13 protein-coding genes are annotated in these 16,007 nt (G+C 31.6%); 3 read left to right on the plus strand and 10 right to left on the minus strand.

All coding sequences use genetic code 11. From position 1 onward, the window contains the following. Nucleotides 1–4: 4 nt before the first annotated feature. From CRI88_RS01440 to CRI88_RS01485, 10 genes are all read right to left on the minus strand, one after another. On the minus strand, nucleotides 5–505 hold the full coding sequence (locus CRI88_RS01440; RefSeq protein WP_058843341.1) for a phage tail protein: 501 nt from the start codon (nucleotides 503–505) through the stop codon (nucleotides 5–7). 17 nt (nucleotides 506–522) lie between these two features. Next, nucleotides 523–1,029 carry a phage tail protein gene (locus CRI88_RS01445; RefSeq protein WP_036127178.1) on the minus strand — a complete coding sequence of 169 codons (507 nt, stop codon included), beginning with the start codon at nucleotides 1,027–1,029 and terminating at the stop codon, nucleotides 523–525. Nucleotides 1,030–1,507: 478 nt separating this feature from the next. Further along, a complete protein-coding gene (locus CRI88_RS01450) occupies nucleotides 1,508–1,846 on the minus strand; it encodes a cupin domain-containing protein (protein WP_036127180.1) in 339 nt (112 codons plus the stop codon). 67 nt (nucleotides 1,847–1,913) lie between these two features. Further along, nucleotides 1,914–2,897: an iron-siderophore ABC transporter substrate-binding protein gene (locus CRI88_RS01455; protein ID WP_036127182.1), complete on the minus strand. Its 984-nt coding sequence runs from the start codon at nucleotides 2,895–2,897 to the stop codon at nucleotides 1,914–1,916. 83 nt (nucleotides 2,898–2,980) lie between these two features. Beyond that, nucleotides 2,981–3,808 (minus strand): helix-turn-helix transcriptional regulator, encoded by an 828-nt coding sequence (locus tag CRI88_RS01460; protein ID WP_036127185.1) that lies wholly within the window; start codon nucleotides 3,806–3,808, stop codon nucleotides 2,981–2,983. Nucleotides 3,809–4,231: 423 nt separating this feature from the next. After that, the gene (locus CRI88_RS01465; protein WP_170829789.1) at nucleotides 4,232–5,563 is read right to left on the minus strand and encodes an opine metallophore biosynthesis dehydrogenase; all 1,332 of its coding nucleotides are present in this window, start codon (nucleotides 5,561–5,563) and stop codon (nucleotides 4,232–4,234) included. 23 nt (nucleotides 5,564–5,586) lie between these two features. Next, nucleotides 5,587–6,381 (minus strand): nicotianamine synthase family protein, encoded by a 795-nt coding sequence (locus CRI88_RS01470; RefSeq protein ID WP_231744971.1) that lies wholly within the window; start codon nucleotides 6,379–6,381, stop codon nucleotides 5,587–5,589. 577 nt (nucleotides 6,382–6,958) lie between these two features. After that, on the minus strand, nucleotides 6,959–8,671 hold the full coding sequence (locus CRI88_RS01475) for a methyl-accepting chemotaxis protein (RefSeq protein ID WP_080717152.1): 1,713 nt from the start codon (nucleotides 8,669–8,671) through the stop codon (nucleotides 6,959–6,961). 421 nt (nucleotides 8,672–9,092) lie between these two features. Next, nucleotides 9,093–10,586: a helix-turn-helix domain-containing protein gene (locus CRI88_RS01480; RefSeq protein WP_058843336.1), complete on the minus strand. Its 1,494-nt coding sequence runs from the start codon at nucleotides 10,584–10,586 to the stop codon at nucleotides 9,093–9,095. A gap of 438 nt (nucleotides 10,587–11,024) precedes the next feature. Then, a complete protein-coding gene (locus CRI88_RS01485; protein WP_180957768.1) occupies nucleotides 11,025–11,699 on the minus strand; it encodes a response regulator transcription factor in 675 nt (224 codons plus the stop codon). A gap of 391 nt (nucleotides 11,700–12,090) precedes the next feature. Here CRI88_RS01485 and CRI88_RS01490 point away from each other — a divergent pair, with 391 nt between their 5' ends. The 3 genes from CRI88_RS01490 to CRI88_RS01500 are packed head-to-tail and all read left to right on the plus strand — an operon-like array spanning nucleotide 12,091 to nucleotide 15,705. Then, nucleotides 12,091–13,155, plus strand: a complete 1,065-nt coding sequence (locus CRI88_RS01490) for a GerAB/ArcD/ProY family transporter (RefSeq protein WP_058843334.1) — start codon at nucleotides 12,091–12,093, stop codon at nucleotides 13,153–13,155. Continuing rightward, a complete protein-coding gene (locus CRI88_RS01495) occupies nucleotides 13,148–14,548 on the plus strand; it encodes a spore germination protein (RefSeq protein WP_089932134.1) in 1,401 nt (466 codons plus the stop codon). The genes CRI88_RS01490 and CRI88_RS01495 overlap by 8 nt, the downstream gene beginning before the upstream one ends. Nucleotides 14,549–14,577: 29 nt before the next feature. Then, nucleotides 14,578–15,705, plus strand: a complete 1,128-nt coding sequence (locus CRI88_RS01500; RefSeq protein ID WP_089932132.1) for a Ger(x)C family spore germination protein — start codon at nucleotides 14,578–14,580, stop codon at nucleotides 15,703–15,705. Nucleotides 15,706–16,007: the final 302 nt, after the last annotated feature.

The following is a 16,007-nucleotide window of genomic DNA, read 5'->3' on the forward strand; positions in this document are numbered from 1 at the left end:
TTTCTTAATTTCTTGATGGATAAATTCCAACTAGAGCCATACAATAATTTGCCACACTGTAAGGCTGCATATTTTGATGGGGCAGTGAACTTCCTGATGTTGATAATGCTTGTGTGTTCATATAAGTATTCAGTTGATTATCAGAATAGATATTATTAGTGGATGCCCCCCATACATTACCCGCAGCCGCTTTCACCGTAGCACTGTCCGAGCTACCGTTGACTGCATGTGTATGAGCTGGCATTTCGTTTATAGTTAATACATGTGTCTCTTCTCCCGCCTTTTGTCCTAGTGAGACACCGTTACCTACATGAACGGGAACTCTCCCCCTTAAATCAGGCAATGCAAATGTCGTTCTGCCATCGCCACCATAAGTTGTTCCCAATATGGAATATAGGGCTTGGTTTGTATTAATTGGCAAAACTCGACCATCGCATAATGCCCATCCTCTTGGGACCCTTCCAAAGCTAAATAATCTGATTTCACCTACATATGGCTCACTCATCTTTTCATTCCTCCTAATCAAAATGATGGGTATATACCGTAAAGAGCGATAATAAAACTAATTGTCAGAAACGGCATTACATTGTCATGAGGAGTATTTCCTCCAACACTTGAAACGACTGTTGCATTCATTGTGCTATTTGCTGGTTGTGTTGAATATTGTATATTTTTTGCCCAAACAGCTTTTTCAGGACTCAGTGTTGTACCTTCAAGTGAGAAAGCATTTACTTGATGCGTATGAGCTGGAAGCTGTGAAGTGTTTAAAGTGACAGTTTCCACCCCTCCTATTTGACCTATCACATAGTTCGTACCAGTTGCTTGATTCTGTCCTTGATGGACAACTACTCTACTTTGAAAATTTGGTAACGCGAATGTCGTTTGTCCATTCCCGCCATAAGTTGTACCAATTAAGGAATAAAGTACTTCATTTTCTGCAATGGATATGAGTTGCCCATTGCACAATGCCCAGCCATCTGGAGCATAATTACCTGCAAACATTCGAATTTCTCCAACATATGGATCCATTTAAAACACCTTCCTTTAATGATGTATCTCTTACACTAAATTAATGTAGAAAGGTTAAAATCAGGTTAAAAAAATGGCATTAAATGAAAATAATATATTTTACCTAGAATGAATTTCAATCTTTTCAATTTTAGCTACTCATTAAAATCAATAGAAAGAAATCAAATAAACAATCTCATTTTACTATTGCATATGCTGTAGCAAAGGTAGGTAATCAGAATCCAGAAGATAGACCACATGTAATGAAGTGAAGTATAAATATAAGAAAAACAAAAGGAGACCGTTTAATTAACACGAACGGTCTCCTTCATTGTATGTTGCCTCTTGTCCTACTTATTTATCTAGAGGTTAATTCTACGATTTGCGATACAGCAATTTAATCCATTTACTGCCCATTCAGTTAGCCGTGAACCCTTTTCTCAAATATTGAATTCGGACTAATGACAAACATTAGATCCTCTGTAGCATTTGATGCCGTTTATTTAGACTCAATACCGCCAGTGTTTACAGCAACTTTAGGCTCAACCAACATAATATGGCATTCCTTTTCAGCGAAAGGCTTTTGCTCTGCTCCTCCCGGAACAATAAACATCTCTCCCTTAGAAATTTTTACCTGGCCATCACGAAAAGCAATGAACATTTCTCCTTCTAGCACAATAAATACCTTATCTGCACCTTGATGCTCGTGCCATATAAAATCTCCATCAATCTTAATTAGTTTGAATTGAAAGTCGTTTATTTCACCTACAACTTTCGGAGACCAGAGCTCATTTATTTGAGACAAATTTTCTTTTATATTTATAACTTGGTAGGGCATAACCATCTCTCCTTATCATCTATTGACCTTCTTAACACTGTTTGTTTCTCGAATTAAATTCTTCGTTTTATTGTTTTTGCAGGGCATTTGTTATATTTTGCAAAGCGTATTCAATAGCTAATGGACCACCAGTAATAGCGGAAGTATCCATTAAATGAATATTCCCTTTTTTTACGGCGTTCATATTATTCCATACATTACTTTGTTGTAATTCACTCATTAATGTTTCCTTTTTTGTAATGTCACCTATAAGGAAAATATGGTCTGCTTGAATTGTTGAAATTCCTTCGAATGCAGTAAACTGATTATTTTTTCCTTTAAATGTGATATCTGGTGTAAGCCCCAATCCCTTTTCTTTATCAAACGCAAGAATATATACAGGATTTTCTTCACCTAGAACATTAAAAGTTTTTCCATCCCAAGACAACACAAGTGCTACTGACTCTCCTTGAATCGACTTTAATGCTTCACGACCAATTGTAATTTCTTGCATCATTTTATCAATTACTTTTTCCGCTTCGTCTTCCTTTCCAATAATCTCGGCTACTGTACGAAGGCCATATTGCCAGTCATCATAGATGTCCTTAGATTTCAGCGTAATGACTGGCGCAACTTTTTCTAGTGACTCATATAATTTTTCATGATGTTCCGTTGCTAAAATATAATCAGGCTCAGTCGATAAAATTTTTTCAATACTAGGAGACAATTTATCTCCTAATTCTTCAGTTGAATCTAGCTTTCCATTTAAATAAGATAAAGAAGATAGATACTCTTTGTCAGTAGAAGCTGTAGGCGGCTCACCTAATGCAACTAGTATTTCAGGATAAAAATACCATAAGGAAACTATTTTTTCTGGTTTTTTCTCGATAACAATTTCTTTACCCAAAGCATCCTTAATGGTTCTTGGCCAATGAGTTGCATCTGCATTAACCGCAGAGGTAGAAGTGTCTTCTGTAGCTACGCCTTTCTTTTCAACTGATGTTTCATTGCAACCTGCTAGTATGCCTGCTAATAATAGCGTTGAGAATAATAGTCCTTTGATCTTGTGCATCCGAAATTCCTCCAACAAATTATCTTTGATACGCTATTAGTATAGTAAAGGAATTTTCGGATTTGAATGGATGCTTGTTGAAATTAGCATGGATTATTGATGAACTTCTCTCGATATTCAGTAGGAGAAAGACCAAATTGTTTCTTAAACACTCTACTAAAATAAAAGGGATCAGCAATTCCAACAGTTTGCGCAATATATTGTACAGGCGCATCACTTGTAAAAAGCATTTTTTGCGCCATGTTGATACGATATTTTAATAAATATTCTGCTGGTCCCATACCTGCATGTTTTCTAAATACATAAGAAAGTCGATTTCGATTCACGTTATATTGTTCTGCAAGCAAGGGGATTGTAAGGCTTTGATGATAGTATTCATGAATATAAGAAGATACCCGTTCGAATAAAGTATGTGATTCACAGCTATTTTGCCTATTAGCAACACATAATAAGGCTTCATTCAGTACATCGCGAAACAGCATTTCGGTCTGAAACATTGAAATACCTCCGCGCTGATTATACACATGCCAAAGACGCATAAGTAATTCAATAAGACGAGGAGATTGTCCAGTCGATAATTCAAAATGCTGATGAGAAAAACTGGACTCTTGTATTTCTGAGTTACATATTCGGTATAAAACAAGAATATATTCCCAGTTCGCATTATCAAAATTTTTTTGATCTAGTTTCATTTTTGCACCACCATGCACAACTTTTCCTGGTGAAAAGATATAAGGCGTGCCATTAAATTGAAATTGTATTTTCCCTGTAAGTGGAAAAATAAATCCAGGAAAGGAATCTGTATAATCAGCGTACGGCACACCTAAATAACTCGTATATCGATATATTCCTTCTACTTGGAAAGGAATATGTGCTAAATGTTCTGCTAACTGATTCACATCGATTTTCAAATTGCATACCTCGTTTCAAAATTGTTTACTAGTAATGGCTTTTGACAACAAATAGCATGGACCCCTCAACAAGCTACTGCTCAAAGTAAGTTTCAGTGGCATCGAGAACTGATTTTAAGGATTCCATAATCAATCGGCGGGTTGAGTCATCTCAGCCAAATTACTGATCATGTTTAGCCCCTGAAATGCGAAAAGGTGGGCATGATGACTTTCGTCTATCCCCACCTTATCGATAATGATTATCATTGTCAATTTGAAATAGAACCACCCATCTACTAATTGGTGGCTTGCACTACGCATGAAAAACTCGGAAACTGAGCCATGTCTAAAGAATTTTGAAAGGTCCGCTAATTGCCCTTAGTTTTCGCACACCGCTATAGTGGCTTTTTTGTTAAACCTTATTGTAAACTTAATAGCTTTTTATCATTTTATATATTCTTCTTCTCCTTCTTTTGTTTTCTTACTCAAAATTAACTCCTTACAAATCATCTCTATTTCTTGTGAAAAAGATTTTATTTGAAAGGCATCAGAAAAGATTTTATGCTTAGATGAAGCCACAACTTGTTGTAGTTTTTCTTCATAGGTTTGTACAAAATAATCAAGCGTCGGGCTTTTCAATTTCAGGGCATGCGCAATCCCTTGAATGATTTTCATACGGAAATAGTCCTCTTTTGGCATTCTAGGAATATCCCATTCTCCATCAAGATTTTTATAAATACCTCTAAAAGGAACGGCAGAAAAATCAAAGTATCTTCCTTCTTTATTTGGTATAGAAAATGGATCAATTAATAAGGATGCATAACGAATATAGAGCAGATATTCTTGATGTATAGATTCGAGTTTATTAAAATTCTCTATTTCTTGTCCGTCTATACTTGCTGGCTGCAATGGATAATTATCGTCTACCATAAATTTTAATAGATTGAGAGGTTGAATATCGAAGTGTTTCACAATTTCCATCATTTCTTTCCAATAATTTAATAGATGCCGAATTATTGTATAAGTAATAGGACCCTCAGGATAAAGCTTATACACATACTTTGTTATACTATCCTCATCAAATATTGCCTTTAATGAAAAATCATTCATAAATAAGGGAGGATGTACGTATAAAGAAATATTTCTTGTTTCTGCCTCAAGGGGAGAAGCTAATTTTTTTAAATGAATCCCTAAATGATGAAATAATTCAGATAATTTATCTAGTCTATGTGATTTTGAGTAAGTTGAACCTACATAAACTGTTTTCTTCACTCCTGTTGTCAATACTTCATTTGATGGTATTCCATCTATCCATCTAGTATCCCCATAATATGTTGAAAAACTAATGATCTCTGCCTGAGGAGTTAGATTCTTTAGGAAATTTGCTATTAAATGACTAGAACCAAATGTAGGTGACATTAATATATAGCAGCTAGCCTGCTTCAACACTTTCGTATCAATTTGTGCTAATACTGAAAGATAAGAGTCTGTAGTAACACAAAGAACTACGGTATCCCAATTTCCAGATATTTTATGATAACCCTTAAAAAACGCATCAATCGTACATTTTCCCGCAACAGACTGATGTTGTGTATTTTGAATAAATACTTTGAGTGCAAGTTGTTGCTGAACGATCGTGTCAAAGAAAATGTTGGAGCGTAAAGATTCTCGACCTGCAATAGCTACTTTACTATTACAATAATTTTTGAAATTCACAGCTAATTGAATTACTGTAGGCCCTGTTCCTAACAGTAATACTTTATTAAAATAAGACATAGTCTTCTCCTCACCTATTAAAATCATTGTACCTTTTGATATAAAACAACATCAAAGACATGTTGAGGGTGGATAATTTCTTCTATTGTATGCCATTTATTTTTGTTTACCTTCTGCATTGGATAATTAAAAAGAGACTTTAACCCATTTCCATAACGCATAGCAATCAGCACATCTTTATTTGTTACATCATATAATTGGTCTAATATGTCATATTTCCTGCTTACAGTTGAACTAAATATAATATGACTAATCTGTTCCATAACTGCGAGCTCTTCTACTGTCTTCTTGTCAATTTGAATGGATAAATGACTTCCTAATTTATTTACTACATGTTTCCCCAACTGAATCGCCTCATCATCAATATCAATTCCAAAAACGTCTGCTCCTGTTTGTTCCGCAACCATTAATAATGTTATAGGAAAAGACCCAGATCCTATTAAAAGCACCTTAGATTGACTAGTAACTTGAAAACCTCCGAATTCCTTGCCAATACAGTCTCCTATATTACGAAAGTAATCCGTCATCTCCTTTTCTTCATGACTTAATAATAAAGCCCGGTATTTTTCCATGATTTGGACACAAACAGAAGAGTTCTTTCGTAGATTTTGAACTAATGATACTATTTCAATTGACCGCCCTAAATTATTCCATTGTGTTTCATTGTCATGATTTATAATAAAAGAAGAATACTCATCAATTAACGCACACAACTCTAAATAATCAACTAGTAGATGATCCTTGTTTTGATAAATAAATAACTTAAATTTATTATCAAAGTAATGTAATTTCTTTAAAAACAACTCTATATCCTTCACTTGCCCCACTCCTATATTTGAGGATTAAAGTTCAATATATGCATACACTTTTAATACTATTTCAACACTTCCTTGGTTATGTAAATAATTTAACGTCCTCAATAATTAGTAAAAAATTGAGGGATTCATTGTATCCCCCAAATATAGAAAGCCGCGAAGTTGTAAATAGTAATAGCAATGGAAGGTTTACCCCATCTTAAATCCTTGTAGCAACTAATGGATTGATAGTCGATCAAATGCAAAATCATAACCGTATATATTAGAAGACACTTGTGCTAAAGCTGTTATATTTTTTGTAAGAGGTACGCTTGCATCTTCATATGCATATAAAATCTTAAACATATGGATTTATATCATTGATGAGGAATCTGTCTAATTCTTATGATTCCACATAAAAAAGACCAGAAACTCACTTGTTATATGAGTTCCTGGTCGAGCGTTAAATAGTTAAATGTAAATACATTTCGTGTGAAATACTATAGTAACATTTAATACTAATTTATTGGCTTATAGTTCATAATGTCTGTTTATCAAACCATTTTATCTTTGCCTAAGAATTTCAAATAAATCATACACGTCATACTTTGAACATATTTGTTTTATTTTGTAATTCTTCTGCCATTTTAGAAAGTGTAAAAGTAGATGCTGTAATTTCTTCCATTGAGGCTAGCTGTTCCTCTGTAGCTGCAGAAATATTTTGTGTTCCTTCTGCAGAACTTTGGGCGATTCCATTGATTTGCTTCATCGAATCAGTCATATTATTCATTTCTATAGCCATATGTTCTACCGAAGTAGAAATCCCCTGAACTTGAACAGATACTTGTTTGGTAGCATGTTGAATTTTTTTGAAGGCTTCTCCTGCGGTGTTTACACTATTCATACCTATAACCACTTCATTTGTTGTGAACTGCATTGATTCTACTGCTCTATTCGTTTCCGTTTGAATTCCATCAATTAACACAGAAATTCTCTGTGCGGATAAAGAGGATTCTTCAGCTAATTTTCGAACTTCTTCTGAAACAACAGCAAAACCTTTACCATTTTCCCCTGCTCTTGCCGCTTCAATCGCTGCATTTAATGCTAGTAAGTTAGTCTGTTCAGCAATACTTGTAATAACTTCTACGATTTGTCCAATCTCTGAAGAGCGATCACCTAAACCAAAGATCACATTATTTAGATTATCGATAGAAGTTTGGATTTTGTCCATTTGTTGAACAGCGTTTTTAATGATTTCATTCCCATCCACTGATATTTGTTCTGCGTGGATAGCTGCCTCTGATACGCTAGTTGAATTACTTTCAATTGTTTGGACATCTTGTACCATTTGTGTAACAATATCTTCTGTTTCTATTATCGTTCTAACTTGATGCTCTGATCCGCTTGCAATATCTAACGTAACAGTCGCAATATGCTCGCTAGCTGAATTTGTTTGTTCTGTACTTGCTGTGAGTTCAGTAGAAAATGCTACCATATGTTCAGACGATTGCTTTACCTGACCAATTAAATCTCGTAATTGAGCAATCATACGATTAAGTGAGGTAGATAATATCCCAAATTCATCCTTAGAATTATAATCTACACTAAAATTTAATTCTCCCGCTTCTGCTCGTTGAACGGCAGTTTTTATTTTTTCTATTGGAGCAGTTATATATTTTCGAACACCAATAAACCCAATTACAACATACAGTATGCTTAATACCACTGAAATGATCATTGTATTTCTAGTATTTTTATCCACTTGGTCTACACTATCTTTATATAAAGAGCTTGCATAATCTCTATTCAGTTCTGTTAACTTTAAACCTTTTGATAAAATACTATTATACTCAGGCTCACCTATAGAATAATAGAGGTTTAACGCTTCCTCATTCTTATTAGCAAGACTCAGTTGGAATACTTGCTCCATAGTCTCTTTAAAAATTGGATATTGTTCCACCAGTTCACTTATAATTTCTGCTTCATCTGACTTCAAGTTGGTGTCATTAAGTAATTGAAGATTCATTTCATTATCTTCAAAAGCTTTGTTCACCTCATTATTGATTAATTCTATCGTTTTTTCATCAGTATAAAGGAAGGATCTATACATATCTGTTAAAATAATACGATTATTTAGCCTGTAATCAGTCAATATAATCCCTGGTTCTAAGCGGTCCTTAAATATATCCTCTATATTATTTTTTAAAGATTTCATCGTGTTATACCCAACCACTTGAATAATACCAACTGTAGATATGGATATTAACATTAAGATTAATAATTTTTTCATTGTGGAAAGATTGCGTAACATCATAATTATCCCCTCTGATTCGAAAATGTAGTACACGAAAATTTGTTTGTTTTACTGGTTATTCATTTAATAACAATAGGTAATAGGCTGGTCTTACTTTATCGTTGGTTCGTGTCTTTATTATCCAAACTATATTTATATAGCACGGTACCATTCTAACCTCTGGTGTATAGTCTGCTCTGTCTAACTTTTTATCATCTATGAGTCTAGTATCCTTTCCTCCAGTAATTTTCAAGAAAACATCAAACCCAACAAAAGTATGTATTTTAAAATCAATGATAATAGATTTATATCAATAATATTTTTCATCATGTATAACTTAGTTTTATATTCTCCTTCTATCATTTTTAAATTCAATATTCCAAATAATCCAATAATTTTTATCCCAGTATCCTTTTCTCAAGATCAATTAAACTCCCCCACTCTATACTTGACTTAATAATGTTTTTAAAAGTAGTTGGTCTGGCTGTTGTTCTTTAGTAAAATAAATTTTTTGAAGCCTTTTACCTAGTCTGAAAAAATCCTCCCTTTCAGGTATAGAATTCCACACAAAAATATCTTCTTTATCTTTAGCAATATTTAAGTATAGGCGATCAGTGATTATCAATTCCGCTTCTTCATCTTTTGTGCAATAATCAACATGCGAAAAAACGCGTTTGACCTTATCAAATAAATAAGGAACATCATTTATCACAGAGTATATTTTTACCTTTATTGTGCTTCTTTTAAGTACGTCGATTGATTGTTTTAGTAATCGATGATATCTACCAATTAAAAGCTCCCTACGTTCAAAAATCTTATAAAATGCTTCATTCTCTAAGAGATAATCATAAAATTGATTCATAATTTCAATTTGTATAGTGGCATGACTATCAAATCTCTTTTTATAAAGATCCTCTTTAAATAGAAATGCAGGACCAGAAAAATTCAACGTATAATAATGAAGGTTAAGTAAGTTTACAAACAATACGCCATATTCCTCTATATCTAAAGTAATAGAAAAAAACTCCCTGAATTTCTCCATCCAATACAAAGTAGCTTGCACAAATAATTCTTGATTATGGTATTGAGCAAAATTCATCATTAAACTTATTGTACTTTCATTTTTCTCATAACGATGTTGAGATTCTAGAAATGAAAATGAAAACTTTATCTCTTTTTCTATTGCTTCATCATTAAGGGCTGTGAATTTTTTAAATAAAGAACTAAATGTTTGTGAAAACTTTTCATATTGATAATGATGTTCTGTGTATCTTGTATATGCTGCGTCTTCTTCTATGACAAAACCCATTTTAGCTCGTATTAAGCAAATCGCCAGCAAATATAAAACAGATATTGGAAGTTCTCGATTATACCCCTTAATTACTTCTAATATTTCTTCTCTAGATATTCCTGTGAAAGGCCAAATTTCTCCCCAACATGAATTCCAATAGAATAAATAATAGAAATAGCGAAATTGTTTTTCAGATCCTTCAAGTGTAATAAAATCCTGAGATGTATATTTTAATTGAAATTCTTTTAATAAAGGTTTAATCTTATTAATTTGGCGATATATAGAAGCTTGACTTGTAAAATTCTCTATAATAAACATATTAAAATCGACTAATTTATTGTAGAAAATATCATTAAAGATTTTATATGCTAAAGAATTTTGTAAGTAATATCTTTCTATTGCTTTAATTGAAAAATAATCTTTACAATCTAATTTAAATTGCTTATGTTTAATTTCTTTTAAAAAAGTAGCTTCATCAAATTTTTGTAAATCACCTGAGAGTTCTGTTACTATTTTTAAGATGGTTCTTTCAGATAAATCCATTTTTTTAGCCAACTCCTGACTAGAAAAGAAACGTTTTTCATTATGGATATGATCTAATAATTGCACCTTTTGTAAAGTGAAACGATCTAAAAAATTGTACATACTCTCACCTCTATTTCTTACTAATTTGTCTATCAATACGCCGAAAATACGCATATATAGAACTGGTAACTACATTATGGTTTATTGCACTTTTTTTAAAACCTATCGAGCAAAGAATCCCTATTAAATTCATTCGAAATAATCAAAAATACCTATGTTAGGTACCTCTTTATCTCTAATTAACAAATACCATAACATCTATTCACATGTCTTCAAAATCAACATTTGTTTCAAATGAAGCATAATTTGATAATTAGATATAAGAAAAAAGAAGTATTTGTAATATAAGAAATTTCGTTATGGCAATTAACGATTTTGGTGTCAAAGGCTTTATGTAGATACAAATCAGTTAAAAGAAAATGAGCTAGCTGCTTAAAAGGGAGTATTCCCCAATAAAACAAAATTATCCGAATATAAATAATATTCGGATTTCTTTTATTATAGTAATGTACGTTTTTTATTATAATTTACATATAAATTAGATATAGCTAAATTATAAGGAATCCACCTGTTTTTAACTGCTTTATCTATTGCTTGAATACGAGTCTTCACTGATAATTTATTATAAATTTTATTAATATTTATATTAATCGATTTTTCCGAGATATTGAGTGTTTGACTAATCTCTTGTATATTTTTACCTTCTGCAAGCATGAGCAAAATGACATATTCACGCTTTGTAAAAAGATGAGATATGATTTCCTTCGAATCAAAAAGTTTTAAATAACTTTTTATAAAAATGGTCATTGTCGAACTATTAAAGTAGTATTCACCTTCGGAAATTAAATCCATTGCCTTTCTTAATTCTTTTGATTTTATATTATATAAAACATAACCTGAGACGCCAGCTAACAAAGCCTCATGAATCTCGTCCTCTAAAATAATTGAAGTAAGAATAACAACATATGTATTAGGATATTCGGATCGAATCCGTTTTACATGTTTTAGGTTATTTTTACTTAGATCATTAATGACAATAATATCTGGCTTGTAATGTTTCATTAAATCATAAAGATTTTTTGATAAGTCAATGTCTGAATAAATATTGTAATCACTTTCCAGTATTTTCACTAAACCCATTTTCAAATAAAGATTGTTTTCTAAAATGATCATATTCTTCTTAAGCAAATTGAAAAAGTCCCCCTTTTCATTTAAATCATAAAAATATTCATTAAATTTTATAATCTATGTAATTTTTTTATAATTTATAAACCTTTTCTCAGTTTCGCACTGTTAAAAAAGGCTTTAATTTAGTTAAATCTTAGCAGTTATATAAAATAAATCAAAATCTACTTTTGATAGTTTTTTAACTTGCTTTGATAATTAGTAGCATCATTGTTAGATTAATTATTTATGCAATGCCTCATTTTAACTTCCATGAAGAGAGTGAAATTTTGAGCTAGAGCTATAACGGGGTTCATGTGTGTTAATAATAAAAAGAAGTCTATTTAGATTAGATGACAACAAACATGGGGAGTATTGTTAGGAGGGGGTTTAAGATAAAATGAACAAAGTTTTACAACCAATACATGTATATTGTTTGTTATTCTTATCAGTTAGTTTTTTAGCACATTTCGTTTTAATTCCCACAATTTTCACAGTGGTCGAACGTGAAGCATGGATAAGTGCATTAGCTAGTGTAATCCCAATATTCTTTTTTGCCTTGTTTATTTCTAGAATTACAACAAATAATACTTCATTTCTTGAATTAACATCTGTCCAGACTAGCAGACCACTCTATTTATTCATCATTACTTCATATATAGTTTATTTTATTTCATCCACTTTCGTCTCACTCAAGTTTACAATTATTTGGGCAGATGAAAGTTTTAACTCTGATTATCCATATTTTATAACAGTTATTTTATTTATATTATTATGCTTTTATGGTTCCTTAAAAGGGATCAAAACCATAGCTATCCAGTCCATAATTATTTGTTCACTCTACATTTTTTTGTTTGTACTCCTCAACTTAGGGAACTCAATGAACAATGAATATGAACTATTGTTACCAGTATATACAAGTAATACTCCGTCCATTTTATGGGGAATATTATACATATGTATTGGTATTTTAGAAATGGGTTTTATTTTAATTGTTTTAAATGGTTATGTAAAAGAGAGAATGAAAAGAAAAGGAATACTCGTTTTTTCTATTGTATTTGTCATATTGGTTTTTATTTCCATTGCGACTGCTATATCTGAATTCGGCATTTATATAACCCAGAAAATGCTCTTTCCTCTAAACGAGCAATGGAGGGTTTTATCATTTGGTAAGTACTTTACAAGATTGGATTCTTTATCTGTTCTCCAAATATTATCAGTGGCTTTTATTCGCATATGTTTATTTATGTATATTGTATCTTCCTTTTTTAAAAACCGAAAATTAATATTATTCATTTGTTATCTATGTTTAACAATAGGATTATTAATTCCTTGGTCTGTTTCTGATTTTTTGTCATTTATAAAAAGCACTTATCTCCTTTCTATTTTTGTATTTTTATTCTTATTTATGACTGTTTTCTACGTATTAGAAAAAAAGCAAAAGGGAGTTCATAATCTTGACTGAAAATAGGGATTTTTTTTATAAAGAATTAAGTCACCAATCAGATATAACGGTAAGTAGTAAATTCTATATGTTTAATAACGAAAAACATGAAGTTATATTTATCTATTGCCATAGTTTAATTGATAGTGTACTTTTTTTGAATTCATTATTACCAAATATTAGATTTTTGGCTGAACAAGGCCATTTACACGATGTCGAAATTATAAATCGCTATTTAGAAGTACAGGAGAGAAAAGAGTTCAGAACGAAGACAGATGAAATAAATAGCAAAATTTTCTCAGGTTTTTTATATTTTTTTCATGTTCCATCAAACAGCTTATATTCAACCAATTTAGCTAAACTACCTGAACGATCCATTGAAGAATCAAATATGGAAGTCTCATTAAGAGGACCCAGAGACGGGTTTATTGAAAATATAGATACCAATTTTTCTTTAATAAGAATGAGATTAAAAAGTAAAAATTTATCAAGTGACCAGTTTACAATTGGTGATATAAGTAAAACAAAAGTTTTATTGCTCTACATTGAGAACAATATTGATCAGACCACTTTAAAGAATGTACAAAACAAACTAAATAAAATAAAAGTAGATAATATTGCAAGTAGTTATCATATTGAAGAATTACTTTATGATAAGTTGACCCTCTTCCCTCTCCTTGATTATTCAGGAAGACCCGATTTTGTAGTAAGTTCTCTCAATAAGGGCCGTTTTGTCATATTGGTAGATGGAAGTCCAAGCTGTTTAATTGGACCCGCAAATTTACTACTTATTTTGAAAGCCCCGGAAGATGATCAAACTAATTTTTTATTTGTGAGTTTTTCACGAATTTTAAGGATTACCTCTTTATTAACAAGTATATTTTTACCTGGGTTTTGGATTGCATTAACTGTCCATCAACTTAACCAGTTACCCTTTCCCTTACTAGTTTCAATATCTGCATCTAAAATTGGACTACCCGTCTCTTCTTCGTTCGAAATTCTTATTATGCTCGTTTTTTTTGACCTCTTTCGAGAAGCGGGCATACGTTTACCTAAAGCTGTAGGTCAAACTGTTGCAGTTTTAGGAGGCTTAATAGTTGGTGATGCTGCCATAAGAGCAGGATTTACATCACCATCAACATTAGTAATTGGAGCACTTACTGTTATATCTAGCTATACATTAATTAATCAAAATATACTAGGAAATGTATTTTTAATAAGAGTTGCTACATTAGTAATTGCCTCCTTTTTTGGAATGTATGGCTTTGTTTTAAGCGTCTTATTTTTCTTAACATATATCTCATCATTAGAAAGTTTCGGGCATCCTTACCTTTCTACATTTTACAAAGTAAGTATACCCAATCTTATTAAAGGTTTTTTAAAAATGCCATTTAGAATTAAAATAAAAGACTGACTGCTTTTTCAGCAGAAGGGAGATTATAATTGGCCCATTACTATACTTGCATATTCAAAATAACATTCATTTTTCCTTTATTATTTATGCTAGGCGGTTGTTTAGGCACGAAGGAAATACAAAGTGAAGTTTATATTACCGCTCTTGGTATAGATTATTCTAATGATGTGTATCATTTATATTTTCAAGCTTTCGGATTTACGAATGTTGCGGGCTCAGATCCTGGCATTTCATCTGAGCCTGCTCCAATTGTTGTTGGACATGGAGAAGGTGAAACAATACAGGGAGCAATCGATGATATAGAAAAGAATTCGGTTAACCCTTTGTATTATGGACATATACAAACTTTCTTTATTTCCAAAAATATATTGGATGGACATTTAGATGAATTTTTTGATTTTTTTAGTAGGGATTACTATTTACGTTACAATACTTTAGCCTATGGATTTGAAGATGATGATATTAAAGAGATAATGAATGTACATGGTCTCTTTTATAAACCACCTATCTTAACATTTCCTTATGATCCAAATGAACAATTATTCTTTAATTCGTTCATCTCCACCAGTACTGTACAAGACATGATTAAAAGATATTATGAACCAGTTGGATCAATAATGGTTCCTTCCATACAGATTAGTGAAGATTATTGGATGGAGGATAATACATCTAAAGATATATTAAAAATAAGTGGTGCCTATTTTCTTTCACATCAAAAATTCAATGGCTGGATAAAGGAAGAAGAACTATCAGGGTTAGATTGGTTTAATAAGGATTTTAAAAACATGAAATTATCAATAAAGGATAAGTCTGTTTCGATGTTTATTGATAATATAGATTATCATATAGAAATTGTGGATAATTCGATTCCTAAATATATACTTAATTTAGAAATAAAAGCTTCTATCAGAGAAAATCCAAAAAATATTGGAAAAGAAACAATTGAAAATGATATTAAAAATATTATTTTATCACAGTTTCAAAGTACATTTAATAAAGGGCTGGAAATAAACACTGATGTCTTCAATTTCTCAGAAAAAGCTTATCGTTTCAAGCCCCAATCATGGACTGTAGATGAATTAAACTCCATTACTGAAAATTCAATTAAAAAATTTAATATAAATGTTTTCATAAAGGATGAAGGAGCTAAAAAATAAAAAGATCACCTTCACCCTGTTGAGGACATGATATTATCCCCTTTCATTAGAACGTAAAAAAACTACAATACGTTGAAACTTAAAGGGGATTTTTGTATGTCAAAAAAATCGTATCTATTCGTATGAATTTAAAGGAAGTATGTAGGTGGTGAAAATAAAATATCTGTTTATTCCCCTCACTTTCCCGATGTTATCGAAGCGAATATTCAACTTAGTCACCCGCTATGAACAAAATGTTCAAAATGAACTTTTTACTCCTATTAATTTTATGTCACATAACTTTCTTTATATTGACCCTCCGC

Origin of the sequence: Lysinibacillus fusiformis (assembly GCF_002845985.1) — a bacterium.
GTDB classification, from domain to species: Bacteria; Bacillota; Bacilli; order Bacillales_A; family Planococcaceae; genus Lysinibacillus; species Lysinibacillus fusiformis_D.